The organism is Nonomuraea sp. NPDC049421 (genome assembly GCF_040677005.1).
GTDB lineage: Bacteria > Actinomycetota > Actinomycetes > Streptosporangiales > Streptosporangiaceae > Nonomuraea > Nonomuraea salmonea.
In genome coordinates, this window is sequence record NZ_JBFAQA010000009.1 from 67,579 (window position 1) to 93,003 (window position 25,425).

Here is a 25,425-nt window from a genome sequence, read left to right on the forward strand (position 1 = left end):
GGGCTCCTTCAGCTGATGGTGATCTGGGGGTGGATGTCGGCGTACACGCCGGGGTCGATCTCGCCGGCGACGGGCGTGGCGACGGCGGCGGCGCCCAGGGCGGCGGCGCGGCGCAGGCGCTCCGGCCACGGCTCGCGCTCGACCAGGCCCAGCGTCAGCCCGGCGACGAGCGAGTCACCGGCCCCCGTGGGATTGCCGCGCACGGCGTACGGCATACGCGCGCGGAACGTTCCCTCGCCGGTGACGGCGAGCAGCCCGTCGGCGCCCATGGACACGACGACCGCTTCCGCGCCCTGCCCGCGCAGGGCCTGAGCGCCCTCGGCCGGATCGCCCGGCACGGCTCTGGCCAGCTCTTCGGCGTTGGGCTTGACGATGGAAGGCCGGCCCTTGGGGGCGTGGCGCAGCGGCTCGCCGTCGGCGTCCACGATGGCGGGCACGCCCAGCGAGGCGGCGATGGCGGCGAGCGTGGCGTAGGCGTCGGCGGGGACGCCGCGCGGCAGGCTGCCGGACAGCACCACCGCGTCGGCGCCGGCCAGCAGCGACTCGTAGCGGCGGGTGAAGCCGGCCAGCTCGGCGGCGCTCACCTCGGGGCCTGGCTCGTTGAACAGCGCCGTACGGCCCGCGTCCGGGTCGGTGACGGCGAGGGTGGTGCGGGAGTCGGCGGCCACGGGGTGGAGGTCGTGGGGGAGACCCGCGGCCCGCAGATCGTCGGCGATCGCCTGGCCGGTGGCGCCCCCGGCCAGGCCGGTGACCAGCACGTCGCGGCCGAGTGCGCGCAGCACCCTGGCGACGTTCACGCCCTTGCCCCCGGCCCGCCGGTGCACGGCGGCGACGCGGTTGACGCCGTCCCAGTCGGCGCCCGGCACCCGGTAGGTGGTGTCGAGGGCGAGGTTGAGGGTCACCGTGACGATCATGAAGGCTCCGTGACCCAGACGCCGTCCTTCAGCACGCCGTCCACTTGCAGGGAGTCGGAGAGCACGACCAGGTCGGCGGCCTTGCCGACGGCGATCGAGCCGATGCGGTCGGCCAGGCCGAGCACGCGGGCGGGGGTCAGCGAGGTCACCTGGACGGCGTCCGGCAGCGACAGGCCCAGCTCCTGGACCGCGCGGCGGAAGGCGACGTCCATGGTGAGCGTCGAGCCGGCGATCGAGCCGCCCTCGGCCAGCCTGGCTACGCCGTCGCGCACGTGGACCTGCATCGGGCCGAGCACGTAGTCGCCGTCGCCGAGGCCGGTGGCGGACATCGCGTCGGTGATGAGCATCGTGCGTCCTGGCCCGGCCACCTCGTACGCCAGCCGCAGCATGGCCGCGTGGACGTGCACCCCGTCGTTGATCAGCTCGACCGTCACCCGCTCGTCGTCGAGCAGCGCCGCGATCGGCCCGGGCGCGCGGTGGCCGAGCGGCGGCATCGCGTTGTAGAGGTGGGTGGCCACGGTGGCGCCCGCCTCGATGCCGGCGATGGTCTGCTCGTAGTCGGCGTCGCTGTGGCCGATGGCGGCGATGACGCCCTCGGCGGCGGCCATCCTGATCGTGTCGAGCGCGCCGGGCAGCTCGGCCGCGATCGTCACCATGCGGGCGTGCCCGCGCGCGGCCTTGACCAGCCCGGCGAACTCCTGCGGCGACGGCTCGCGCAGCAAGGTCGGGTCGTGCGCGCCGCAGCGGGCCTTGGCGATGTAGGGGCCCTCGAAGTGCACGCCGGCCAGCAGGCCCTCCTCGCACAGCTCCGCCAGCGCGGCGGCCGCCCTGCTCACGCCGTCGAGCGTGTCGGTGACCAGGCTGCCCACCATCGTGGTGGTGCCGTGGCGCCGGTGCAGCGCCACGGCGTCACGTGCCTTGTCCTGCTCGCCGGTGGGGAAGGAGCCGCCCGCGCCCCCGTGGTTGTGCACGTCCACGAACCCGGGGACCACGTGACGTCCGCCCAGCCGCAGGCCGGGCCCGGGGGCGGCGCCGTGGCCGACGTGCGTGACGCGGCCGTCTTCGATGGTCAGCCACCCCTCGTGAACGCCCTCGGGCGTCACGATCCTGGCGTCGGCAAGAGTAAGGCTCATGAAGAAAGGATCACAGATCGCGTGAGGTGCATGGGCTCGTCGGGGTTGAGCCCGCGGGCGAAGGCCCGCGCCACCGCGACCCGCTGGGCGCGGATCAGCTCGGCCATCGGGTCGAGCCCGCTCTCCACGAACGTGCCGCCGGTCGCCTCGACCTGGGCGCGCAGGCCCTCGGGCGCGGTGCCGAGCATCCACGTCACGCGGCCCGGCCCCGCGATGCTGATCGGGCCGTGGCGGTATTCCATCGCCGGGTACGCCTCCGTCCACGACCTGGACGCCTCGCGCATCTTCAGCGCCGCCTCCTGGGCGAGCCCGACCGACCAGCCGGCGCCGAGGAAGCTGAACTGCTCGGCGGCGACCAGCGCGTCGGGCAGCGGCTCGGCGACCGCCCGCTCGGCGTCGGCGATCGCCTGGGTGAGGTCCTCGCCGAGGCTCGCGCGGAGCATGGCGAGCTGGGTCGTGGCGAACCTGGTCTGCACGACGGACCGCTCGTCGGCGTAGTCGAGCACGATCAGGTCCTGGGCGGCGTCCCTGATCGGCGTCTCGGGGTCGGCCGTGATGGCGGTGGTCCTGGTCCCGGTCCTGCCGAGCAGGTCGAGCACCTCGGTCGTGGTGCCGGAGCGGGTCAGCGCGAGCACGCGGTCGTAGCCGCGGCCCTCGGGGAACTCGGAGGCGGCGAACGCGTCGGTCTCGCCGTGCCCGGCACGCTCGCGCAGCACCGCGTACGCCATCGCGATGAACCACGACGTACCGCAGCCGACGACGGCGACCCGCTCACCTCGCGCGGGGAGCGCGCCGGCGGGGACGTTCGCGACGGCGCGCTGCCAGCACGACGGCTGGGACGCGATCTCGGCTTCGGTGTGGGTGGTCACCACTTACCTCCCCATGATTGATTGTTTCTGCTGTTTTTATACCAGAACAGAGCATAAATGAACATCGGTAGCTCTGGGGTCCCAGGTTGTGCCACGCTTGCTCCTGACCTCATCCCCTAGGGAGGCCGCCGTGTCCCGCTACGACCGCTGGAACGCCATCCTGGAGCTGCTCGCGCAGGAAGGCAGGCTGTCGGTGGAAGAGGCAGCACAGGCTCTCGACGTCTCCACCGCCACCATCAGACGGGACTTCGACCAGCTCGCCCAGCAGCAGATGCTCATGCGCACGCGCGGCGGCGCGGTCTCCCAGAGCGTCAGCTACGACCTGCCGCTGCGCTACAAGACCGCGCGGCACGCCGACGAGAAGCACCGCATCGCCGCGGCGGCGGCCGAGCTGGTCTCGCCGGGCGCCGTGGTCGGGCTCAACGGCGGCACCACCACCTCCGAGCTGGCCCGCACGCTGGCCACCATGGGCACGCTGGAGAGCGGCTTCACCATCGTCACCAACGCGCTCAACATCGCCTCCGAGCTCACCGTGCGCAGGCACGTCAAGATCGTGGTGACCGGCGGGGTGGCCAGGCCGCAGTCGTACGAGCTGATCGGCCCGCTGGCCTCGGGCGTGCTCGAACAGGTCACGCTCGACGTCGCCTTCCTCGGCGTGGACGCCCTCGACGTCGAGCTGGGCGCCTCCGCCCACCACGAGGGCGAGGCCAGCGTCAACCACCTGCTGATCAGCAGGGCCGCCCAGGTCGTGGTGGTGGCCGACTCCTCCAAGGTCGGCAGGCGGGCGTTCTCCCGCATCTGCCCGGTCGACCAGATCGACACGCTCGTCACCGACGCCAGGCTCAGCGACGAGCTGGCCGGCCGGCTCACCGAGGCCGGGGTCAAGGTCGTCCGCGCCTGAGAGCGCGCCCCCGCAGAAGGCGTTACAGGTCGGACGCTGCGCGGGTAGGTATGAGTAACAGCGACAAAGCCGTTTCAGGGGGAAATATGGCGTCGGGAAAGTGCGCGGCCCGGCTCGGGCCCGCGGAGCGGGCCGAGGCGCTGGAGCGCATGACGGCTCAGGAACTCGACGTGGTCGTGGTCGGCGGCGGCGTCGTGGGTGCCGGCATCGCGCTCGACGCGGTGACGAGGGGCCTCGACGTGGCCCTCGTGGAGGCGCGCGACTTCGCCTCCGGCACCTCGTCACGCTCGTCCAAGCTCATCCACGGCGGCCTGCGCTACCTGGAGCAGCTCAACTTCGACCTGGTACGCGAGGCGCTCCAGGAACGCGCCCTGCTGCTCCAGCGCATCGCGCCCCACCTGGTCAGGCCCGTGCCGTTCCTGTTCCCGCTGACCCACTACGGCTGGGAACGCCCGTACGTGGGCGCCGGCGTCACGCTCTACGACACGCTCGGCTTCGCGACCGGCCTGACCCGCGGCGTGCCCGGACACCGCCACCTGTCCAGGTCGCGGGCGCTGCGCCTGGCCCCCGCGCTGAAGAAGAGCGCCTTCACCGGCGCCGTCCAATACTGGGACGCCCAGGTGGACGACGCCCGCTTCGTCATGATGACGCTGCGCACCGCGGCCACGTACGGCGCGCACGTCGCGCAGCGGGCCCAGGTCGTGGGGTTCCTGCGGGAGGGCGAGCGGGTCACCGGCGTGCGGGTGCGCGACCTGGAGAGCGGCGACGAGTTCGACGTACGCGCCAGGCAGGTGGTCAACGCGACCGGCGTGTGGACCGACGACATCCAGGAACTGGTGGGCGGCCGCGGCCAGATCCACGTGCGCGCCTCCAAGGGCATCCACCTGGTGGTGCCGCGCGACCGCATCCACTCGCTGACCGGCATCATCCTGCGTACGGAGAAGTCGGTGCTGTTCGTCATCCCGTGGGGCCGCCACTGGATCATCGGCACCACCGACACCGACTGGACGCTCGACAAGAGCCACCCGGCCGCCTCCCGCGCCGACATCGACTACCTGCTCGACCACGTCAACGCGATCCTGTCGGTGCCGCTGACCCGCGACGACGTCGAGGGCGTCTACGCGGGGCTGCGGCCGCTGCTGTCGGGCGAGTCCGACGAGACCTCGAAGCTGTCCAGGGAGCACGTGGTGGCCCATCCCGTGCCCGGGCTGGTGATGGTGGCGGGCGGCAAGTACACGACGTACCGGGTGATGGCGCGCGACGCCGTGGACGCGGTGGCGCACGGGCTCGACCAGCGGGTGCCGCGCTCGTGCACCGACCGCATCCCGCTGGTCGGCGCCGAGGGCTACCAGGCGCTGTGGAACGCCCGCCACCGCCTCGCCCAGGAGTCGGGGCTGCACGTGGCGCGGATCGAGCACCTGCTGCACCGCTACGGCTCGCTCATCGACGAGCTGCTTGAGCTGATCAAGGAGGACCCGTCGCTGGCCAGGCCGCTGGACGGGGCCGACGACTACCTGCGGGCCGAGATCGTCTACGCCGCCACCGCGGAGGGCGCCAGGCATCTGAACGACGTGCTGACCCGGCGTACCCGCATCTCCATCGAGACCTTCCACCGCGGGGTGGGGGTGGCGCGGGAGAGCGCCGAGCTGATGGCCGGGCCGCTCGACTGGGACGGCGAGCAGGTCAAGCGGGAGGTCGAGTACTACACCAAGCGGGTGGAGGCCGAGCGGCGCTCCCAGGAGCAGGACTCCGACCAGGAGGCCGACGCGATCAGGCTGGGGGCGCCGGAGATCGTCCCCGTGGTGGTGCCGGAAGGCGCCTAGCCATGGGAAGGGCGGCCCGCGGCGCTGCGGATCTCCGCGGACCGCCCGTGTCAGAGGTCAGGCGGGGTTGTAGACGCTCGCGTCATGGACGTCGAGCAGGGGCTCCTTGACGCCGTCGCCGGAGTCGTCGGTCCAGTTGGAGTTGCCGGTCGAGATCAGTGTGCTGCGCACGGCCAGCGAGCCGGCCCGCGTCGTCGGCTTGGCCGCACCTGAGGTGAGCAGGGCCGCCGCGCCCGCGACGTGCGGGCTGGCCATCGAGGTGCCGCTGATCGTGCTGTAGCCGCCGCTGCGGTAGGTCGAGTAGATGCAGGTGCCGGGCGCGGTGATCTCCACCGTGGCGCCGTAGTTGGAGTAGAACGCGGACGTGTCGTCCTGGTCGGTCTCGCTGCGGCAGGACAGCCTGTTGCCGCCGAGCCCGCCGGCCGCGCCGTCGATGTCGGTCAGCGCGGAGACGGTGACCACGTCGGGGTGGTTGGCGGGGAAGAACGACGAGGTGTTGGCGTGGCTGTTGCCCGCGGCCACCACGACGACGATGCCGGCGTTGACCGCGTTGGTGATGGCCGAGCTGATCGCGCTGCTGGAGCAGCCGCTGCAGCCCAGGCTCAGGTTGATGACCTCGATGGTGGCGCGCCGTGCCACCACCCAGTCGATGCCGGCCGCGATGCCCGCGAGCGAGCCGGAGCCGGCCGCGTTGAGCACCTTGACGCCGTGGATGCGCGCGCCGGGCGCGACGCCCACCGGGCCGATGGCGTTGTCGATCGCGCCGACGGTGCCGGCGACGTGCGAGCCGTGGCCGTTGTCGTCGGTGCCGGAGTTGTTGGTGCAGAAGCCGATCACGCAGTTGGTCCTGGCGACCACGTTCAGGTCGGGGTGGTTCTGGTCGACGCCGGTGTCCACCACGGCGACGTCCACGTCCACCCGCTCGTCGTCGGTGCCGTCGATGTCGAGGTTGGGGTTGCTGGGGCCGAAGATCCGGTTGACGCCGGTGGGCGTGGTCTGCGCGAAGTGGGTGACCACGGCGTCGGGCTCCACGCTGAGCACGCTGGGGTCGCCCTTGAGCTTCTCGGCGGCGGCGGCGCTCAGGCGGGCGGTGTAGCCCTTGAAGGCGTGCTGGTAGACGCCGACGAGCTCGCCGCCGAGCTGCGCGACCTGGGTCTCGGCCGCGTTGTGCGTGCCGCGCAGTGACGGGTTGAGCTGGACGATGTACGTGCCCTCTGGGGCTGCTTCCTGGACGGTTGCGGACACGGGCAGCGGCGCCGCGGATAACGCGAGCGCGCTGACGAGCAATGCGAGCAGGGGGGTGCGTGGTCGCATGGCAGCGTGGGCCCTTTCTCGTGACGCGGACCGGCGGCGGCTTGTGACGGTCTACCGCCTGATCCGACAGGACGGTGTCATCAAAGTTTTCATCATTTGTCGGGATAAGTCCATAAAAAAGGTGCCGGTTCGTTACGAACCGGCACCTTCTGGTTGCTTAACGAAGCGGGATCCACGCTTGTGAGGCGAGCGAGTCCATGTCGTTGACCTGGACGCCCTCGTGCGACACCGTCCAGAGCGAGTTCCCGATGACCACCGAACGCTCGATGCCCGGCTGGTATGGGTACTCGCCTTCCTTGACGGGATGCTCGATCATGCCGAGCCGCCGCACCTCCTTGTCGTCGATCTTCAGCACCAGCGCGCCCGACTTCTCCGCCTGGGCCAGCGGCACCACCGCGAGTCCCGTCTTCGGCCAGTACAGGAACGCGTGCGGGTCCCACTCCGCGCCCGAGCCCGAGTCGCGCTGGAAGAACTGCGACAGCCGGCGCGGCGCGGCCGGGTCGCTCACGTCGAACAGCGACACCTGCGTGCCCAGCGTCCTGCCCTTCTCGCTGGCCTCCTGGCCGATGCCGATCAGCCGGCCGTCCGCACCAGGATGCAGGTACGCCGAGTAGCCGGTGATCTTCAGCTCGCCCGTCACCTTGGGCTGCGCCGGGTCGCGCAGGTCGAGCGTGTAGAGCGGGTCCACCTGGCGGAACGTCACGCAGTAGCCGATCGGGCCGATGAAGCGCACCGAGTAGATGCGCTCGCCCTTGCCGAGGCCGCCGGCCTCGCCCACCTTCTCCAAGGTGGTGGCCTTGAGCACGTGGACGGTGCTGGAGCTGTCGGCGCCGTCGGCCGCGGTGAGCGTGGTGGCCAGGCGCAGGTGGCCGTCGTGCTCCGACAGCGAGTACTGGTTGAGCAGGCGGCCCGGCACCTTGCCCGAGGCCACGTACGCGGGAGCGCCCGGCCTGGTGATGTCGAAGCGGTGCACCTCCGTCTCCTCGGGCGGCGGCGTGCGCGTCGGATACGGCACGTCGACGGCCGGCTCGCTCGGCGTCGGCTCGTCGGCGGGGGCCGCGCCCGACGGGCGGGGCGCCGGGGTGGGCGGGGGCTCGACGGGGAACGGGCGCACCACGGGGAACCACCAGCGGGGGTTGCTGGCTACGTACAGGCTCTGGCCGGTGCCGTAGACGATGTCGCCGTCGGCGGCCAGGCTGATCGGGTCGGTGCCCGCCGCCGTGACGCCGCCGGCCAGGTCGATCGTGTGCACGGTCAGCATCGAGGTGCCGGTGTAGTCGGCGGGGTGGCTGACCCGCTCGCACGCCACCCGGCTCTTCGTGACCTTCCCCGCCGCATCGGTGATCTCGATGGCCGGCAGCCAGCTCTCCGCCGGCGCCCGCTCGACCGCGGCCCGGTTCGCCGCGATCAGCTCCGCCTCCTGGGCGTCAGGGCGCGGCTCCGGGAACGTGATCTGGGGCTCGCTGCGGGTGACCAGCCGGACCGTGTCGCCCACCAGCCGGGCGTCCACGTACGAGCCTTGCGGCTTGATCGTGCTCAGCACCTTGGGCTCGCCCGCGAGGTCCACCAGCACGTACCGGGTGTCGCCCACCGGGCTGGCGATCCGCTTGTACATGATGTCGCCGCCGCGCATCAGCGCCAGCGCCCGGTCACCCGACACCAGCAGGTCCGCGGGGACGCCGGGGCCGCCCTCGCCCTCGGTCAGCCTGAGCGAGGCGGTGACCTTCCGCGTGGCCGTGTCGATGACGCGCAGGGTGCCGTTCGCGACCGTGATGAGCCGGTTGCCGTCGGTCTTGACCAGGTCGGGCTCGTCCACGCCGGCCTCGTGCACGTTCGTGGTCGAATGCTCGGGCGTCTGCGTCGTCCGCGCCTTCGCCTCGCTGCGTACGCTGTCCTCCATGGCCATCGGCATCGCGTGGCCGAAGCCGTACGGGCCGACGTTCTCGGCGGCGTGCTCGCGCAGGCCGGTCAGCAGGTCGTCGCACCCGTCGTACGCCACCAGGCGCACCGCGCCGAGACTCGTCCTCCTGGGCGCCGGGTCCTCGCCTCCGCCCGTCGAAGCGGTGCAGGCGGCCGTGACCGCGGCCAGCGCGGCGGCGGTCACGGCCGTACGGATCAGCGTGTTCATGCCCCCATCACGGCCGGGCGGGCCGGATGGTTCACGAACCGTACGCCGGGTTCCTGGTGAAGACCGGATCGAGGTCGAGGCTGTCCGGCACCTCCATGAGCTTGCGCACGAGCTTGCCCTTGAAGTCCACCACCTGCACCTCGTCGTCGGCGCCGTTGTCGTTCTCCCAGCAGAACAGGTGCTCCTCGTCGTAGAAGCCGAGCACCTCGTCGCAGTCGGAGTAGAACGTGCGCAGCCGCTCGCCCGTCCCGGCGTCCCAGACGCAGTGGTCGTTGTACGTGCCGTCCGGGCAGTTGGTGACGAACGCCTCGCCCGAGGGCGAGAAGAGGTCCTGGGTGCTGTCGGCGGCGAGCGTGCCGATGTCCGCCTGCGAGCGCACGGCCCTGCCCTGGGCGTCGAAGAAGCGCAGGCTCAGGTCGTCCTCGTCGCCGTAGACGTTGACCGTGCCCGTCTCGTCGCCGTCGAAGCCCCACGAGCTGCCCCTGACGTCGGGGTCGCTGACGTCCACCCGCTTGACGCGCTTCGTGGCCACGTCCACCAGCATGAAGCCCGGGTACGTCCAGGTGTCGCCGCGCTTGTGCCCGATGCTGAGCAGGATCGTCCCGCCGTCCTTCGACCAGTTCCTGATGATGCCAGTCTGCGGCTTCTTGACGGTCTTGATCGTGGTGCGCTCGCCGGTCTCGCGGTCGGCGATGACGATGAAGTCATGGTCGTCCGGGGTGTAACGCTTGCCCCTGGAGGCCAGGTAGCGGCCGTCGGGGGAGACCAGCGACTCCATGTTGCCCGCGTACTTCGTGAACGGGCCGCGCAGCGAGTCCCTGGCGTAGTCGGTCCACGTCTCCTTCTTCTCGTCGTAGATCTCGTACGAGGTCAGCACGATGGCGTCGGACGGGTTCTCGTACAGGGAGATCGCGCCGCCGGGCAGCGTCCGCTTCGTGCCCCTGGCCGGGACGTCCGTCCGGCCCGCCGAGGTCGTCTCCTGCCGGGGGCGGCTGCGCTCCGCCTGCGCGGTCGTCGTCTTCCTCCCCTCCTCCCGCGGGGTGGTGGCCGGGCTCGCCACCGACGCCTTGTCCGCCTGGATCGCCACGAAGACGCCGGCGAGGACCAGCAGCGCGATCGCCACGGCGACGCCCGCGACCAGCGGCGCCCGCCTGCCGCTCCTCGGCGGCTGGGCCGCCGGGTGGGTGGGCGGCGCGTAGGCGTGCGCGGGGCCGGGCCCCTGAGAGTGCGGGCCCGCGGTGTGCGGCGCCGCGTGCGAGGGCGGGCCTGCGGGGGGAGGGCCGGCGTGCGAGGTCTGGCCTACGTGTGCGGGCGGGCCTACGTGTGCGGGCGGGCCGGGGAAGGCGGCCGGGGGCGGTGGCGCCGACGCCTCAGCCGCGCCCTGCGCGAGCATGCCGGAGCCGGGCGCCGACTGCTGCAGCAGCCGCATCATCACCTGCTCGGCCGTGGGCCGCTGCGCCGGGTCCTTGGCCAGGCAGGCGGCCACGACCTCGCGCAGCGTGCCGTCCAGCACGCCGAGGTCGGGCTGCCGGCTGAGCACCCGGTTGATCACCGCGGGCATCGTGTCGCTGCCGAACGGCGCCCGTCCCGACGCCGCGAAGATCATCGTCCCGGCCCACGAGAACATGTCGGCGGCCGGTCCCACCGTGTGCCCCATGATCTGCTCGGGCGGCATGTACGACGGCGTCCCCACCACCGAGTCGCTGATCGTCGAGGTGGCGTTCAGCGCCCGCGCGATGCCGAAGTCGATCACCCGCGGCCCGTCCGCACCGATGATGACGTTGGCCGGCTTGAAGTCGCGGTGCACGATGCCGGCCTGGTGGATCGCGGCCAGCGCGGTCGCGGTGCCGATGGCCAGCCGGTGCAGCACCGTCCCCGTACGCGGGCCCTGCTCCTGCACCACCCGCTGCAGGGAGGGGCCCTCGATGAACTCGCTGACGATGTAGGGACGGTCCTGCTCGATGCCCGTGCCCAGCACCGCGGCCGTGCAGAACGGCGCCACGTGCCTGGCCACCTCGACCTCGCGCAGGAACCGCCCCACGCTCACCTCGTCGCCCGACAGGTCGGGCCGCAGCCATTTGACCGCCGCCTTGCCGCCGTCGGCGTTCTCGCCCAGGTAGACGACGCCCTGACCGCCCTCGCCGAGCCGGCCGAGCAGGCGCAGGCCCCCCAGCGAGCGCGGATCTGCCGGGCGGAGCGGAGCGAAGGATGCCATGTCAGGATTCTGGCCCCATGCCGCCCGTACGGGGAAACTTCGCAGTTCCAGTGATCGAGTCGGTACGTTCCTGGCGAAACTCCGGACCCCGTGCGCGCATGCCTGAAAGGCTGGACGCGTGAGCTGGAACGCACGAGCCCTCGATGTGCTGGCGGCCGGGGAGCCCACCCCGCTGATCGAGTTCCCGGTGCGCGTGCCGGGGATCACGCTGTTACTCAAGGACGAGTCGCGCCAGCCCACCGGCAGCCTGCGGCACCGGCACGCCAGGGCGCTGTTCCGGCGGGCCGTGCTCGACGGGCTGGTCACCGAGGGCACCACCGTGGTCGAGGCGACCGGCGGCAACGCGGCGGTGGCGCAGGCGTGGTTCGCGCGGCGGCTCGGGCTGCCGTACATCGTGGTCATGCCGGGCAAGGCGGGGCCCGAGCGGGCGCGGCCGGTGGAGGAGCTGGGCGGCGAGTGCCGGTTCGTGACGCCGCCGCTCGCCATCTACGACGCGGCTCGGGAGATCGAGGGGCACTTCCTCGACCAGTTCGGCCGGGCGGCCGAGCACGACCTGGCCGGTGAGCTGTTCTCCCAGGTCAGCCCCGAGTGGGTGGTGACCGGCGCGAGCACCGGGGCCACCTCGGCGACGCTCGGCGGCTGGATCAAGGAGCACGGCCTGAGCTGCCGGGTCGCGGTGGCCGATCCGGAGAACTCCGCGTACTTCCCCGGCTGGACGCTCGACGTGCACGACTACGCGACCGGCATGCCGTCGCGCATCGAGGGCGTCGGGCGGCCGCGGATGGAGCCGGGGTTCCGTCCCGAGGTGGTCGATCTGGTGGTGCCCGTGCCCGACGCGGCGAGCGTGGCGGCGGCCCGGCACATCAGGGAGGTCACCGGGCTGCCCGTGGGGCCCTCGTCCGGCACCGCGCTCTGGGCCGCGCTTGAGCTGATCGAGCGCATGGTCGTCCGGGGTGAGCGCGGCACGATCGTCTCGCTGATCGGCGACGCCTCCGAGCGCCACCTGGCGACCTGCCACGACGACGCCTGGGCCACGGAGCGCGGCCTCGACGTCGCCCGCCACGCCGAGCGGCTCCGCCTGGTCAGCCCCGGCGGCGGCTGAGGGGACCGGGCCGGCCCGCTCCGGTGGCCGGGCCGCCCCTGCCCGATGGCCGGGGGTCAGGTCAGGGGGTGGGTGACCCAGACGTTCGGCTCCACGTAGACGGCGTGGTCGTGGTCCACGTCGCAGTGCACCGGCGTGAGCGCCCCCGGCACCTCCACCGGGCCGGGACGGTCGAACGGCAGGCCGGTCCAGGCCCGCCACTCCGCCAGCGTGCCGGGCACCACCATCGACCGGGGCGCCACCTTGACGATCTCGGCGCCGGCCCGCACGTGCACCCGCAGCCACGGGTCGTGGGGCAGGCCGTCGGGGCGCTTCCTGAAGGCGTACTCGGCCATGGGGGTGTGGGGTTCGAGGTGCTTGCGGTTCGGGCGTACGGGGGCGACGAGCGTGCGGAAGCCGAGCCGGGCGGCGTGCTCGCGCATGGCGGCCACCATCAGCCCCGACAGCCCGTTGCCCTGGAGGTCGCGGCGCACGGTGATCTCGAGCGCGGAGACGGCGTCGGGCTCCTGGCCGCGCTCGCGGGCCAGCCAGCCGGCCCTGATCACGCCGTCCCAGCCGTCGTCGGGCAGCTCGCCGCCGCCGGCCACGTACGGGACCATGCACGCCCGCGCCACCGCCCGCCCCGGCTCGGCGTCGTCGTCGGCCACGAGCACGTGGTTCTTGTGACGGGTGGTGACGAAGGGGTAGTAGAGGTCGGCGATCGGGTCGCGCAGGACGAACTCCTGCCAGGTGTGCTCCATCTCCCACAAGGTCGCGGCGAATTCCGGACGTTCTGCGAGCGTGGTGATGCGGAGAGCCATGTGATCATCCTGCCCTGCGCACATCCGAAAATCGCCCCAAATATCGACACTTAAGCCCGCTACCTGGGGTGCGCTAGCGTCGGCGGCATGACAGAACTTGACGCCAGGCTACGAGCCATCACCGACCTGATCGTGGCCGAGGCTCGCGAGGGCGGCGGCAGGCACGAGTACGACGGCCGGATCCAGGACCTGTCGCCCGAAGGCGTACGGTCCGGACTGGCGCGGCTCGGCGAGGGACCCGCGCCCGCGGACGCGCACGACGCCAGGCACCTACAGGTGTTCGAGGAGTCTCTGCGCACCCAGCTCGGCGAGCTGGAACTGCACCGCAAGAACCCCCTGATCCACCTGTCCAACCTCGATCTCGCCTGCTACGACCGCGACTACGCGCCGGAGGAGGAGCGCGCGGCGGCCAAGTCGGCCCACCTCGCGCTCTGGCCCGAGGCCGTCGACCAGGCGCTCGCCTCGCTCGACCAGGTCCCCGCCCCCGTCGCGACCTCCCTGCTCGGCGCGGTCAAGGGCCTGGCCGCCGGGGTCACCGACGAGGCCGCGCTGGCCGCGCACGCCAGGCTCGTCGGGCACGTCGAGCGGGCCGCGCGCGAGGGCGACCCCGACGCGGCGCTCGGCGGCGACGCGCTCGCCCGCCTGATGGGCACCGCCGAGGGCCTGCCGGTGGACCTCGGCAGGCTGGCCGAGCGCGCCGACGCCGAACGCGACCGGCTGCTCGACCGCCTCACCGAGTCGTGCGCCAAACTGGGGGAGGCCGGCCGGCCGCCGCTCGACGTCGTACGCGAGCTGGTCAAGGACCACCCCGACGCCGACGGCGTCATCGAGGCCGCCAGGATCGGCACCGAGAAGGCCATCGCGTTCACCCGCGAGAAGGACCTCGTCCCCTACCACGACGGCGAGTGCCTGGTCGGGCTGGCACCCGAGTCGCGCCGCTGGGCGATGGCCATGATGGCGTGGAACTCGCCCGGCGAGCCCGAGGGCCCGTCCTGGTACTACATCACCCCGCCCGAGCCCGACTGGCCGCGCCAGGAGCAGGAGGAGTGGCTGGAGGTCTTCAGCGCCACCACGCTGCCCGCCATCAACGTGCACGAGGTGGCCCCCGGTCACTTCTCGCACGCCAGGGCGCTGCGCAGGGCTCCGTCGGAGGTGCGCAGGCTGCTGCAGTCGATGGCGTTCATCGAGGGCTGGGCCCACTACGCCGAGGAGCTCTGCGTCGAGGAGGGGTTCGGCGACGGCGACCCGCGCTTCGAGATCGGCGTCTGGGTGGAGGCGCTCATCCGCGTCACCCGCCTGGCCTGCGCGATCGGCGTGCACACCGGGCAGATGACGGTCGAGGACGGCGCCCGCCGCTTCGAGTCCGACACCCACCTCGCCGGTCCCGCCGCGCTGTCGGAGGCGCGCAGGGCCTCCTTCGACCCGACCTACGGCCGCTACACCTGGGGCAAGCTGCTCATCCTCGACCTGCGCCAACGGGCGCGCGAGGAGTGGGGCGCCGGCTTCACCCTGCAGCGCTTCCACAAGGCCCTGTTCGACCTGGGCTCGCCGCCCCTGGGCCTGATGGACGCGGTGCTGTAGCGTCGCACGGACTGATCGGGGAACGACCTATGGCGTGTCCCCTAGGGAGGTCTGTTCGTGCGCGAGCTCTCCGGCAAGGTCGCGGTGGTGACGGGTGCGGCGAGCGGGATCGGCAGGGCGCTGGCCCTCCGGTTCGCGGCCGAGGGAATGACACTGATGCTCGCCGACGTCGAGCACGGCGGGCTGGCGGAGACGGCCGCCCTGTGCGGGGACGCGACGGTGCTCACGCAGATCACCGACGTCTCCGACGCCTCGTCCGTACGCCACCTGGCCGACCGCTGCTTCGGTGAGCTGCGTGCCGTGCACGTGCTCTGCAACAACGCGGGCGTCTTCCAGGGCGGCCACATGTGGACCAGGGACGAGGAGGACCTGTCCTGGCTGCTCGGCGTCAACCTGTGGGGCGTGCTGCACGGCATCCGCGCGTTCGTGCCGCGCATGATCGAGCAGGACACCGAGGGCCACGTCGTCAACACCGTCTCCGTGGCGGGACTGCTGGCGACGCCGGGGACCGGCGGGTACGCGGTGTCGAAGCACGCCGCGCTGGCCGCGTCCCTGGCGCTCGCCCAGGACCTGGCCGCGACGGGGTCCAGGCTGCGCGTCAGCGCGCTGTGCCCCGGCGCGGTCAGGACCCGCATCGCCGACTCCGACCGGCTGCGCCCGCCCAGCCTCGCCGTCACGCCGGGCGCGGACGAGGTGGCCGTCAAGGAGCGGGTCGGCAAGGCGGCCGAGCGCGGCATCGAGCCGTCGGAGGTGGCCGACCTCGTGGTCAAGGGCATCCACGAGGAGCGGTTCCTGCTGCTGACCGACCCGTCGTACGCGGCCGCGCTGCGCCTGCAGACCGAGACGCTGCTGACCGGAACCCTGCCCGCTTACCACTGACGGTCGTGGGCGAGGACCCGGACGACGGTGCCGCCCGGCGGCTTGACCAGCAGGCGTACGGTGTCGCCCGGCAGCACGTCGCGATAGAGGCCCTGCTTGACCCGGAACGCGGCGGCCCGCTTCGAGCGGCCGTCGTGCAGCGCGATGTAGTAGTCGCGCCGCACGCCCTCCTCCTGCGGGATCACCTTCACCCAGCGCTTGACGACGTGGCCCGTCACCTCCTGGCGGCCCGAGCCGCGCGGCAGCTCGGCGGGCGCGATCTCGACGCCCTGCCAGCCGCTGCCGGTGAAGATCCACTCCTGGTCGGGGTTCGCGGGCAGCGGGCCTGGCCCGGCCACCTCCCTGCCGCGCGGGGTCAGCAGGAAGCCCCTGCCGCCCGACAGCAGCGAGACCCCCGCCACCAGCGAGACCATCGTCGCGATGATCGCGGGCCAGGAGAACAGGGCCACCGACACGGTCGCGTACCAGGGGAGGGCCAGGGCGGCGGTCAGCAGCACGGGGACGAGCACCGTGCGCCAGCGTCTGCGGGCCAGGCCGAGGTCGACGGCGTGCCGGCGGACGAGCTTGACGAACCCGCCCTCCAGGTCGGAGCTCTCGGGCATGAGGGCGATCACGGGCGCCGCCGGTCGGTCCGCCATGCGGGCGCGCACGCGTTCGAGCACCCAGGTCTCGTACGGGCGCAGCGGCTCGCGTACGGGGGGATCGAGTGTCAGGCGGTCGCCCTCGATCGTCGCCCAGCCGCGTCCGGCCAGCTCGAACAGCACGGTGTAGAACACGTCCTGGGCGCGCATGCCGCGTAAGAGCTCGGCGACGGGGGCGGGCACCGGGTGCTCGGGCGCCTCCGTGTCCCTGTCACGGCCGGACATCCTGAAGGCGGCGGCCAGCGTGGCGGCCCACAGGGCCCACGCGGTCGCCGGCCAGACAAGATCCATCGTTCTGTGTTTAGCACGTCCCACCCGGCCAGGCCAGGTGTCCTGGCCAAGGCCGATAGACTGGTCTCACCGCACTTCGCCTTTTCAGGGGGTTCTCACGGTGTCTGAATTCGACACGGTCCTGGTGGTCGACTTCGGCGCTCAATACGCGCAGCTGATCGCCAGGCGGGTGCGTGAGTGCCATGTCTACTCCGAGATCGTCCCGTCGACCATGCCGGTCGAGGAGATGATGGCGAAGAAACCCAAGGCGATCATCCTGTCCGGCGGTCCTTCGTCGGTCTACGCCGAGGGCGCGCCGCCGGTGCCCCATGGGCTGTTCGACACGGGCGTGCCCACGTTCGGCATCTGCTACGGCTTCCAGGCCATGGCGCAGGCGCTGGGCGGCGAGGTGGCCCGCACGGGCGTCGCCGAATACGGCGGCACCCCGCTCGAGGTGCTCGACGAGGGCGTCATCTTCGCCGGGCTGCCCACGTCGCAGACCGTGTGGATGTCCCACGGCGACAGCGTGGCCGCGGCCCCCGACGGCTTCGCGGTGACCGCCTCCACCAGCGAGACGCCGGTCGCCGCGTTCGAGAGCGTCGAGCGCGGCCTCTACGGCGTGCAGTTCCACCCCGAGGTGCTCCACTCCGAGCACGGCCAGGCGGTGCTCAAGCACTTCCTCGAGGCCGCCGGGTGCCGGCCCTCGTGGACGATGCTCAACATCGTCGAAGACTCCATCGAGGCCGTACGCCGCCAGGTCGGCGACGGCCGGGCCATCTGCGCGCTGTCCGGCGGCGTCGACTCCGCGGTGGCCGCCGCGATCGTCCAGCGCGCCATCGGTGACCGGCTGACCTGCGTCTTCGTCGACCACGGGCTGCTGCGCAAGGGCGAGGCCGAGCAGGTCGAGCGCGACTTCGTCGCCGCCACCGGGGTCAAGCTGCGGGTGGTCGACGCCGCCGACCGGTTCCTCAAGGCGCTCGAAGGCGTCAGCGACCCGGAGGAGAAGCGCAAGATCATCGGGCGCGAGTTCATCCGCGTCTTCGAGGACGAGCAGCGCGCCATCATGGCCGACGGGCCGGTCGACTTCCTCGTCCAGGGCACCCTCTACCCCGACGTCGTCGAGTCCGGCGGCGGCACCGGCACCGCCAACATCAAGTCACACCACAACGTCGGCGGCCTGCCTGAAGACCTGCAGTTCACGCTGGTCGAGCCGCTGCGGGCGCTGTTCAAGGACGAGGTGCGCAGGGCCGGCGAAGAGCTGGGCCTGCCGGCCGCCATGGTGTGGCGGCAGCCGTTCCCCGGGCCAGGGCTCGCCATCCGCATCGTCGGCGAGGTGACCGGCGAGCGGCTCGACCTCCTGCGCGAGGCCGACGCCATCGCCCGCGAGGAGCTGTCGCGGGCCGGGCTCGACCGGCAGATCTGGCAGTGCCCGGTGGTGCTGCTCGCCGACGTACGGTCGGTGGGCGTGCAGGGCGACGGCCGCACCTACGGCCACCCCGTGGTCCTGCGGCCGGTCACCTCCGAGGACGCGATGACCGCCGACTGGGCGCGGGTCCCCTACGACGTGCTGTCGCGCATCTCCACCCGCATCACCAACGAGGTGCGCGAGGTCAACCGCGTGGTGCTCGACGTGACGAGCAAGCCTCCGGGCACCATCGAGTGGGAGTAGCCCTCACCTGACTGAACGCCGCCACAGCCCCGGCCCATGACGGGCCGGGGCTGCGCGCTTTGCAGGGGCCTGAGGCCGCCGGGACCGCAGGGCCACCGGGCGGGCCCAGGGCCGTGCGGGCCCAGGGCCGTGCGGGCTCAGGGCTGTTCGGCGTTCAGGCCACCGGGGCTTCGGCGGGGGCCGCCGGCCGGGTGGTGACCTGGCGGGTGTGCCTGGGGAGCAGGGTCAGGGCGGCGATCAGGCTGAGCAGGGCCAGGCCGGCCGAGCCGATGAACGCCGCGTGATAGCCCGACACCAGGGCCTGCGGGGTGTCCGCGTCGCCGGTGACGGCCGTCGCGACGGTGGCCAGGGCGGCGATGCCGACCGAGATGCCCACCTGCGTCGTCGTGTTGAACAGCCCCGACACCATGCCCGCCTCGTCGGCCGCGGCCTGCGACGTGGCCGCCACGGTGACCGCGCCGATGAGCAGGCCGAACCCGAACCCGCCGAGCAACTCGGGCGCGAGCAGCGTGCCCACGAAGTCGTCCCGCACGCCGATGCGCTGGTAGAGCAGCGCGCCCACGGTGATGAAGACGAGGCCGGCGACGGCGGTGGCGCGCACGCCGTACCGGGTGAGCACGCGCCCGCCGAGGAACGACGCGGTCAGCGCGATCGTGATCGAGATGGCGACCAGCGACATGGCCGAGCGGGTGGCGCTGTGGCCGAGCACGTCCTGGGTGTAGAGGGTGAGCAGGAAGAAGATCGGCTGCATGGCGGCCGCCACCAGGAACATGATGAGGTTGCCCGCCCGCAGCGTACGGCGGCGGAAGACGTCCAGGGGCACCAGCGGGTTGGCCGAGCGCCGCTCGACGACGAGGAACGCGGCGAGCAGCGCGACGGACAGCGCGCCGAGTCCCAGGGTCCGGGCGGACAGCCAGCCGGACTGCGGCGCGTCCGTCAGGGTGTAGATGAGCAGGCCGAGTCCGGCCGTCGAGGTGAACGCGCCGGCCAGGTCGAAGCCGCGCTCACGGCCGGCGGCGCGTACGGCGGGCAGCATGACCAGCGCCAGCGCTCCGACGACCAGCCCGATGGGCGTGTTGACGAGGAACACCGACCGCCAGCCGAACCAGTCGGTGAGCAGCCCGCCGAGCACCGCCCCCGCGGAGGCGCCCATGCCGCCGACCGCTCCCCAAAGGCCCATGGCCTTGTTCAGCGCCGGATCGTCCTTGAAGATCACCATCACCAGCGACATGCCCGCCGGCGCGACCAGCGCCCCCGCCAGCCCCTGCAGGGCGCGTACGGCGACCAGCACGGCGCCCGACGACGCCACACCGCCGATCAGCGACACCAGCCCGAACATGACCATCCCGGCGATGAACATCCGCCGTCGACCGGCGTAGTCCGCCAGCCGCCCGCCGAGCAGCAGCAATCCGCCGAACACCAGCGAGTACGCCGTGGTGGTCCACGACAGGTCCGTGGCCGTCATGCCCAGCTCGCGCCCCATGGGCGGCAGCGCGATGCCCACGATCGTGGTGTCGAGGATGAGCACGAACTGGGTGGCGGCCAGCAACGAGAACGCGGCCCACTTGCCTTTCATGACCAACTCCCTTAGGGAACTTTTTGTAACAGCGGCCATGATGTGTGACCATCGAGGTCACCCGGAAGAAGGCACTTTCATGTCTCAGAGGAACATCGCTGTACCAGAGCAGCTCAAGACGTTGGAGGACGCCGATCTCCTTCTGGAGAGCGGTGAGTGCCCGGTCCCGCCGCGCGAGATCCTCGACCGCATCGCGGGCAAGTGGGCGATCCTCATCGTGGTGGCGACCGCGCGGCGGCCGAGGCGCTTCACGGAGCTGGAGCGCGAGATCGAGGGCATCAGCCGCCGCATGCTCACCCTGACCCTGCGCAACCTGGAGCGCGACGGCCTGTTGAAGCGCACGATCTACCCGACGGTGCCGCCCAAGGTGGAATACCAGGCCACGGACATGGCACTGGAGCTGTACGAGGCGATGCTGACGATCACCAACTGGTCGCGCAAGCACAGCGCCTGCGTGGCGACGTCGCGGCAGCGCTACGACGAGCGCCAGGCCGCGCAAGCCGATCACATCTGACGGCTCTCGTGTGCATAGAGGGGACAATGAGGGGAAGAGAGGCTTCCCCTGGGCCGGTTCCCCGCGATCGCTGACGGGCGCCGGCGAGGGTCGGTGTGTGCCCGGTGTCGACAAGCGATCCGAGCGCGGCCGGAGACAGGCCGGTGGCGGTTTCGGAGCGGTTCAGAAAGGGTGGCAAGGCCTTCATGGCCCACGGGAGCGAAGACGGCTGCGACGCCGCCGGGCAGCCGCTGGTGCTGCTCGTGGAGGACGATCCGCAGGACGCGCTGATCGTCGAGGAGTTGCTTGAGGACAGCGGCCTCTCGGTCCGCCTGGAATGGGCCCGCTCGGTCGACGAGGCCCGCCGCGCCCTGGCCGGGCTGCGCCCGCAGTGCGTGCTGCTCGACCTCGGCCTGCCGGACGCCCATGAGTTCTCCGCGCTGTCGGCGGTGATCGAGGAGGCGGGCGACGCGGCCGTGGTGGTGCTCACGGGCCTCGCGGAAGAGCAGGCGGGCCTCGCGGCGCTGACCGCGGGAGCCCAGGACTACCTGGTCAAGGGCCGGGTCGAGGCCGAGTGGCTGGGCCGCACGCTGCGCTACGCGATGCAGCGCAAGCAGTCCGAGCAGGCCGCCGTCGCGCTCAACGCCGAGCGCATGCGCGCCAAGGAGAACGAGCGGCTCGAGCGCGGCCTGCTGCCGACGCCGCTGCTGCAGAGCATGCCGATCGAGGTGGCCGCGCGCTACCGGCCGAGCAGGGGGTCGGCCACGCTGGGCGGCGACTTCTACGACGTCGTCGAGGACGACGAGAAGGTCGTGCACGCGCTGATCGGCGACGTGTGCGGTCACGGCCCCGACGAGGCGGCGCTGGGCGTCTGCCTGCGCATCGCCTGGCGGGCGCTGGTGCTCAGCGGCGTCACAGGCCCGACGCTGCTGCGCCGGCTCGAACGCGTCCTGGAGGCCGAGCGGCCCAGCTCCGAGATCTTCGTCACGCTGTCCACGCTGGAGCTCGACCACGACCGCCGTACGGTCAGGATCTGGCGGGCCGGGCACCCCGGCCTGCTCGTGCACGACGGCGAGACCGTGACGCTCGCCGAGCCAGGCCGCGGCCTGGCGCTCGGCTTCCCGGTGGAGACCGACTGGCACCAGGACGTGCTGGAGCTGCCCGAGGGCGGCGGGCTCACGCTCTACACCGACGGCCTGTTCGAGCGGCGCCTGCCCGGCGAGCAGCCCCGCTGGCTGGGCGAGGAGGGGCTGCTCGACCTGGCCGCCCGCCATGCCCACCTCGACGGCGAAGGCTTCCTCGACGCGCTGATCGCCGACGTCGAGGCCGCCACCGCGCCCGACGCGCCCGCCGACGACCTCGCCGTGGTCCACCTGCGCTGGACGGAGCGGTGATGGCGGGACGCTGGCACCGGCTGACGGTGCACGGCTGGTTCGTGGTGGTCATCTCGGTCATCGCGACCCTGCTCCTGGTCTGCGCGGTGGTCGGTGTCGTCACGCTCGACCGTACGAGCAGGCTCTCGCAGCAGCTCACCACCCGCATCTCGCCCGCCCTGGTCGAGGCGGCCAACATGCAGAAGGCGCTGATCGACCAGGAGACCGGCGTCAGGGGCTACCTGCTGACCGGCCGCGCGGAGTTCCTCAGCCCGTACAGCGAGGGCGTGCGCGCCGAGCAGGTCAGCCGCGATCGGGTGGCGGCGCTGCTGGCCGACCGCGCGGACCTGCGGGCCGGCCTCACCGCCATCAGCGACAGGGCCGCCGCCTGGCGCCGCGACCACGCCGAGCCCATGACGGCGCACCGGCAGCGCGACGAGGCGGTGCCCGACGCCACCGTGGAGGCGGGCAAGCAGGCGTTCGACGGCATCAGGGCGCTGCTCGACAGCCAGAGCGCCCATCTGACGCAGGCCCGCGACCAGGCCAAGGCGCAGCTGGCGGGAGCCGAGCGGGTGCGCAACTTCGCCTTCCTCGGCATGCTCGTGGTGTTCACGCTGGCGGCCGCCGCGGTGGCCGTGCTGCTGCGGCGCGCGGTCGGCCGACCGCTCGACGAGCTGCGGGCGGCCTCGCGGCGCGTCGCGGCCGGCGACTTCGGGCTGGGCATCCCGGCCAGGGGGCCCGCCGACATCCGCGAGGTGGCCAACGACGTCGAGCAGATGCGGGTACGCATCGTGAACGCGCTGAACGAGTCAGACCAGCAGCACGCGCTGCTGCGTGAGCAGGCCGAGGAACTGCGGCGCTCGAACGCCGAGCTGGAGCAGTTCGCCTACGTCGCCTCGCACGACCTGCAGGAGCCGCTGCGCAAGGTCGCCACGTTCTGCCAGCTGCTGGAGAAGCGCTTCGGCGACGTCCTGGACGAGCGCGGCAGACAGTACGTGCACTTCGCCGTCGACGGCGCCACCCGCATGCAGGTCCTCATCAACGACCTGCTGCGCTTCTCCCGCGTCGGCCGGGTCTACGACGAGCGCGAGCCCGTGGACCTGGAGAAGGCGCTGGACAAGGTGATCGACGACCTGTCGGCCCCCATTGAGGAGTCGGGCGCGACGTTCGAGCGCCCCGACCCGCTGCCCACGGTCGTCGGCGACGCCACGATGCTGCGCCTGCTCTGGCAGAACCTCATCAGCAACGCCATCAAGTTCCGCGACCCCACCTGCCCGCCGCTGGTCCGCATCGACTGCGAGCGCGGCGAGGAGGGGGAGTGGGAGTTCGCGGTCGCCGACAACGGCATCGGCGTCGAGCCGGAGTTCGCGGATAAGATCTTCATCATCTTCCAGCGTCTGCACAGCCGCGAGACCTACACCGGCACCGGCATCGGCCTGGCGATGTGCAAGAAGATCGTGGAGACGCACGGCGGCCGCATCTGGCTCGACACCGACTACACCGGGGGCGCCCGCATCCGCTTCACTCTGCCGGCCAACGAAGACCCCGAACACGAACACGAAGGAATCGACTCATGACCACCGGGCAGCCCATCGAAGTACTCCTCGTCGAGGACGACCCCGGTGACGAGCTCATCACCCGCGAGGCGTTCGAGGACAACAAGATCCGCAACAACCTCCACGTCGTCAGGGACGGCCTGGAGGCGCTCGACTTCGTCTACCGGCGCGGCGAGTACGTCGGCGCGCCCCGCCCCGACCTCATCCTGCTCGACCTCAACCTGCCCAAGTACGACGGCCGCCAGGTGCTCGAACAGATCAAGGGCGACCCCGAGCTGCGCTCGATCCCGGTCGTCGTGCTGACCACGTCCTCAGCCGAGGAGGACATCATGCGCAGCTACCAGCTCTTCGCCAACGCGTACGTGAGCAAGCCCGTCGATCTCGACCGGTTCATGGCGATCATCCGGCAGATCGACGAGTTCTTCGTCACGGTCGTCCGGCTGCCCGGTCGCGCGGCCGCGTTCGGTGGGGAGGACCGTCACTGACCGGCCGCCGTCGCGGCACCAGGCTGCCGAGCAGCAGCGGCACCAGCAGCGCCCCGATGAGGATGGGCGCGGCCATGTCGCGGAAGCCCTGCGCCGAGATGTTGGCGAGGACCGCGCGCTGCTGCCCGGCGACCACGGCGGCCACGCCGAGCACCGCCTGGACGGCCTGGAAGGTCGCGAGCGCGACCCAGGGCCGGCCGGGCCGGGTGTCACTCCCCATGGTTCCCGTCCCGAGCTGCGGGAGTGATTACCTGAAGTAGCTCTCCCCGGCCGCCGGGCCGCCCTTGCCGCGCAGCAGCGTGGGCACGGTGACGAGGTGGTAGCCGCGCTTCTTGAGCTCCTTGAGTATCTGCGGCATGACCTGCACGGTCTGCGGCACCACGTCGTGCATGAGGATGACGCCGTCGCGCTTGGCCAGCCTGAGCACGGCCGCCTTGATCTTCTTGGCGTCGCGCAGGCTCCAGTCGAGCGTGGTGCCCGTCCAGAGGATCTGCGACAGCTCGTTCTGGTAGGCGACCCCGAGCACCCGCTCGTCGCTCTGCCCGTACGGCGGGCGGAACATGGTGGGCCGCTGCCCGGTGGCCTTCTCGATGGCCTCCTGGGCGAGCTTCAGCTCCTCGTCGATCTCGTTGTCGGAGTGCGCGGGGAGCGCGGCGTGGGAGTAGGTGTGGTTGCCGATCGCGTGCCCCTTGGCGACGATCTGCTTCGCGATCTCGGGGTGCGCCTCGACCCGCTTGCCCACCAGGAAGAACGTGGCCTTCGCGCGCGCCTTCGACAGCGTCTTGAGCAGGGCGGGGGTGTGGGCGCCCGGCCCGTCGTCGAACGTCAGCGCCAGGCACTTGACCCGGGAGCAGTCGGTGGCGGGCGCCTGAGCGGGCGCGGAGGTTAAGGCCAGAGAGGCTGCGATAAGGGCATGAATCACCACAAGCGCAAGCCTAGAGCCAACGTCGAACGCGGATGTGGCGGCAAGGTCTCGTTCTGGGAACCGATCTCAGCGGCGCAGGCGGGCGCGCAGGAAGAGAGTGACGCCCCGCAGCGAGGTGACCGGCAGCCACCGCTCGGCCCTGACGACCGCCGACAGCCCGGCGTTCACCAGCACGGGCATCCTGCGCAGGTCGCTGCCCGCCGAGCGGCGCCGGTGCAGGGCCACCAGGGGGCGCAGCAGCACGTTCCAGCTCCACACCCGCTCGACGGTCAGCCCGGCCTTCTCGACGACGACGGTGAGCGTGTCGCGGTCGTAGCGGCGTACGTGGCCGACGGCCTCGTCATGCGCCGACCACAGCGCCATGTCGCACGGCACCGCGATCAGCGCGTGCCCGCCCGGCGCCAGCACCCGGGCGATCTCGGCGGCGACCAGGTCGTCCTCGCGGACGTGCTCCAGCACGTCGAACGCCGTCACCAGGTCCATGCTGCCGGGCAGGAACGGCAGCGCCCGCGCGTCGGCGCGTACCGCGTCGAGCCCGCGCTCCCTGGCCGACTCGACCGCCTCGGGGCACATGTCGGTCGCCGTCGCGGCCCAGCCGGCGTCGGCCAGCACCCGGGTGTTCCCGCCGCCCGCCGCGCCGACGTCGAGCGCCCGTCCCGGCCGTCCCAGGCGGGCCAGCCGGCGGAGCTGCGCGCGCAGGATGGCCCGCCGCTCGCGGTACCACCAGTGCGTGTCCTCCACCGCGACCAGCCGGCGGACCTCGTCGCTCTCCATGAAG

At 72.1% G+C, this 25,425-nt stretch carries 22 protein-coding genes; 10 read left to right on the forward strand and 12 right to left on the reverse strand.

What is annotated here, in order from left to right:
* Window positions 1-8: 8 nt before the first annotated feature.
* From AB0K18_RS17405 to AB0K18_RS17415, 3 genes are read right to left on the reverse strand one after another with little or no spacing between them, the layout of a single operon-like run.
* Window positions 9-914, reverse strand: coding sequence for a 1-phosphofructokinase family hexose kinase (locus AB0K18_RS17405; RefSeq protein WP_364914978.1), 906 nt, complete (start codon window positions 912-914; stop codon window positions 9-11).
* Complete coding sequence (gene nagA / locus AB0K18_RS17410) at window positions 911-2,047, reverse strand: N-acetylglucosamine-6-phosphate deacetylase (protein WP_364914982.1); 1,137 nt, start codon at window positions 2,045-2,047, stop codon at window positions 911-913. Before nagA ends, AB0K18_RS17405 begins: the two co-directional genes overlap by 4 nt.
* Window positions 2,044-2,916: a sugar isomerase gene (locus tag AB0K18_RS17415; protein ID WP_364914984.1), complete on the reverse strand. Its 873-nt coding sequence runs from the start codon at window positions 2,914-2,916 to the stop codon at window positions 2,044-2,046. The genes nagA and AB0K18_RS17415 overlap by 4 nt, the downstream gene beginning before the upstream one ends.
* 130 nt (window positions 2,917-3,046) lie before the next feature.
* Between AB0K18_RS17415 and AB0K18_RS17420 the strand changes: the two genes are divergently transcribed.
* Both AB0K18_RS17420 and AB0K18_RS17425 read left to right on the forward strand, forming a co-directional pair.
* Window positions 3,047-3,817 (forward strand): DeoR/GlpR family DNA-binding transcription regulator, encoded by a 771-nt coding sequence (locus AB0K18_RS17420; protein ID WP_364914985.1) that lies wholly within the window; start codon window positions 3,047-3,049, stop codon window positions 3,815-3,817.
* An 86-nt stretch (window positions 3,818-3,903) separates the two neighbouring features.
* Window positions 3,904-5,640, forward strand: a complete 1,737-nt coding sequence (locus AB0K18_RS17425; protein WP_364914987.1) for a glycerol-3-phosphate dehydrogenase/oxidase — start codon at window positions 3,904-3,906, stop codon at window positions 5,638-5,640.
* Window positions 5,641-5,697: 57 nt separating this feature from the next.
* Here the strand turns inward: AB0K18_RS17425 and AB0K18_RS17430 are convergent, their stop codons facing one another.
* From AB0K18_RS17430 to AB0K18_RS17440, 3 genes are all read right to left on the reverse strand, one after another.
* On the reverse strand, window positions 5,698-6,954 hold the full coding sequence (locus AB0K18_RS17430; protein ID WP_364914989.1) for a S8 family serine peptidase: 1,257 nt from the start codon (window positions 6,952-6,954) through the stop codon (window positions 5,698-5,700).
* A gap of 157 nt (window positions 6,955-7,111) precedes the next feature.
* The gene (locus AB0K18_RS17435; protein ID WP_364914991.1) at window positions 7,112-9,082 is read right to left on the reverse strand and encodes a beta-propeller domain-containing protein; all 1,971 of its coding nucleotides are present in this window, start codon (window positions 9,080-9,082) and stop codon (window positions 7,112-7,114) included.
* Window positions 9,083-9,113: 31 nt separating this feature from the next.
* On the reverse strand, window positions 9,114-11,297 hold the full coding sequence (locus tag AB0K18_RS17440) for a serine/threonine-protein kinase (protein ID WP_364914993.1): 2,184 nt from the start codon (window positions 11,295-11,297) through the stop codon (window positions 9,114-9,116).
* Window positions 11,298-11,415: 118 nt separating this feature from the next.
* Here AB0K18_RS17440 and AB0K18_RS17445 point away from each other — a divergent pair, with 118 nt between their 5' ends.
* Window positions 11,416-12,399 carry a pyridoxal-phosphate dependent enzyme gene (locus tag AB0K18_RS17445; protein WP_364914995.1) on the forward strand — a complete coding sequence of 328 codons (984 nt, stop codon included), beginning with the start codon at window positions 11,416-11,418 and terminating at the stop codon, window positions 12,397-12,399.
* A 56-nt stretch (window positions 12,400-12,455) separates the two neighbouring features.
* On the opposite strand, the gene AB0K18_RS17450 is transcribed toward AB0K18_RS17445, so the two are convergent.
* The gene (locus AB0K18_RS17450) at window positions 12,456-13,199 is read right to left on the reverse strand and encodes an N-acetyltransferase (RefSeq protein WP_364914997.1); all 744 of its coding nucleotides are present in this window, start codon (window positions 13,197-13,199) and stop codon (window positions 12,456-12,458) included.
* 87 nt (window positions 13,200-13,286) lie between these two features.
* Here AB0K18_RS17450 and AB0K18_RS17455 point away from each other — a divergent pair, with 87 nt between their 5' ends.
* Window positions 13,287-14,780: a DUF885 family protein gene (locus AB0K18_RS17455; RefSeq protein ID WP_364914999.1), complete on the forward strand. Its 1,494-nt coding sequence runs from the start codon at window positions 13,287-13,289 to the stop codon at window positions 14,778-14,780.
* 57 nt (window positions 14,781-14,837) lie between these two features.
* On the forward strand, window positions 14,838-15,659 hold the full coding sequence (locus AB0K18_RS17460; protein ID WP_364915001.1) for an SDR family NAD(P)-dependent oxidoreductase: 822 nt from the start codon (window positions 14,838-14,840) through the stop codon (window positions 15,657-15,659).
* Here the strand turns inward: AB0K18_RS17460 and AB0K18_RS17465 are convergent.
* Window positions 15,650-16,591, reverse strand: a complete 942-nt coding sequence (locus AB0K18_RS17465; protein ID WP_364915003.1) for a hypothetical protein — start codon at window positions 16,589-16,591, stop codon at window positions 15,650-15,652. The two genes, AB0K18_RS17460 and AB0K18_RS17465, sit on opposite strands and share 10 nt — an antisense overlap.
* A gap of 100 nt (window positions 16,592-16,691) precedes the next feature.
* On the opposite strand from AB0K18_RS17465, the gene guaA reads away from it, so the two are divergent.
* A complete protein-coding gene (gene guaA / locus AB0K18_RS17470; protein WP_364915005.1) occupies window positions 16,692-18,239 on the forward strand; it encodes a glutamine-hydrolyzing GMP synthase in 1,548 nt (515 codons plus the stop codon).
* Between the two features lie 154 nt (window positions 18,240-18,393).
* On the opposite strand, the gene AB0K18_RS17475 is transcribed toward guaA, so the two are convergent.
* Window positions 18,394-19,815: an MFS transporter gene (locus AB0K18_RS17475; RefSeq protein ID WP_364915007.1), complete on the reverse strand. Its 1,422-nt coding sequence runs from the start codon at window positions 19,813-19,815 to the stop codon at window positions 18,394-18,396.
* Window positions 19,816-19,894: 79 nt separating this feature from the next.
* On the opposite strand from AB0K18_RS17475, the gene AB0K18_RS17480 reads away from it, so the two are divergent.
* The 4 genes from AB0K18_RS17480 to AB0K18_RS17495 all read left to right on the forward strand — a co-directional run bounded on the left by AB0K18_RS17480 (window position 19,895) and on the right by AB0K18_RS17495 (window position 23,722).
* Window positions 19,895-20,329 (forward strand): helix-turn-helix domain-containing protein, encoded by a 435-nt coding sequence (locus AB0K18_RS17480; RefSeq protein ID WP_364915009.1) that lies wholly within the window; start codon window positions 19,895-19,897, stop codon window positions 20,327-20,329.
* A gap of 185 nt (window positions 20,330-20,514) precedes the next feature.
* Entirely contained in the window at window positions 20,515-21,702 is a 1,188-nt protein-coding gene (locus AB0K18_RS17485; RefSeq protein ID WP_364915011.1) for a SpoIIE family protein phosphatase, read from the forward strand.
* Complete coding sequence (locus AB0K18_RS17490; protein WP_364915013.1) at window positions 21,702-23,258, forward strand: CHASE3 domain-containing protein; 1,557 nt, start codon at window positions 21,702-21,704, stop codon at window positions 23,256-23,258. Before AB0K18_RS17485 ends, AB0K18_RS17490 begins: the two co-directional genes overlap by 1 nt.
* On the forward strand, window positions 23,255-23,722 hold the full coding sequence (locus AB0K18_RS17495) for a response regulator (RefSeq protein WP_364915015.1): 468 nt from the start codon (window positions 23,255-23,257) through the stop codon (window positions 23,720-23,722). Before AB0K18_RS17490 ends, AB0K18_RS17495 begins: the two co-directional genes overlap by 4 nt.
* Here the strand turns inward: AB0K18_RS17495 and AB0K18_RS17500 are convergent.
* The 3 genes from AB0K18_RS17500 to AB0K18_RS17510 all read right to left on the reverse strand — a co-directional run bounded on the left by AB0K18_RS17500 (window position 23,664) and on the right by AB0K18_RS17510 (window position 25,421).
* Window positions 23,664-23,942 carry a hypothetical protein gene (locus tag AB0K18_RS17500; protein WP_364915017.1) on the reverse strand — a complete coding sequence of 93 codons (279 nt, stop codon included), beginning with the start codon at window positions 23,940-23,942 and terminating at the stop codon, window positions 23,664-23,666. The genes AB0K18_RS17495 and AB0K18_RS17500 overlap by 59 nt on opposite strands.
* A 27-nt stretch (window positions 23,943-23,969) precedes the next feature.
* On the reverse strand, window positions 23,970-24,644 hold the full coding sequence (locus AB0K18_RS17505; RefSeq protein ID WP_364915019.1) for a polysaccharide deacetylase family protein: 675 nt from the start codon (window positions 24,642-24,644) through the stop codon (window positions 23,970-23,972).
* A gap of 69 nt (window positions 24,645-24,713) precedes the next feature.
* Window positions 24,714-25,421: a class I SAM-dependent methyltransferase gene (locus AB0K18_RS17510; protein ID WP_364915021.1), complete on the reverse strand. Its 708-nt coding sequence runs from the start codon at window positions 25,419-25,421 to the stop codon at window positions 24,714-24,716.
* Window positions 25,422-25,425 lie beyond the last annotated feature (4 nt).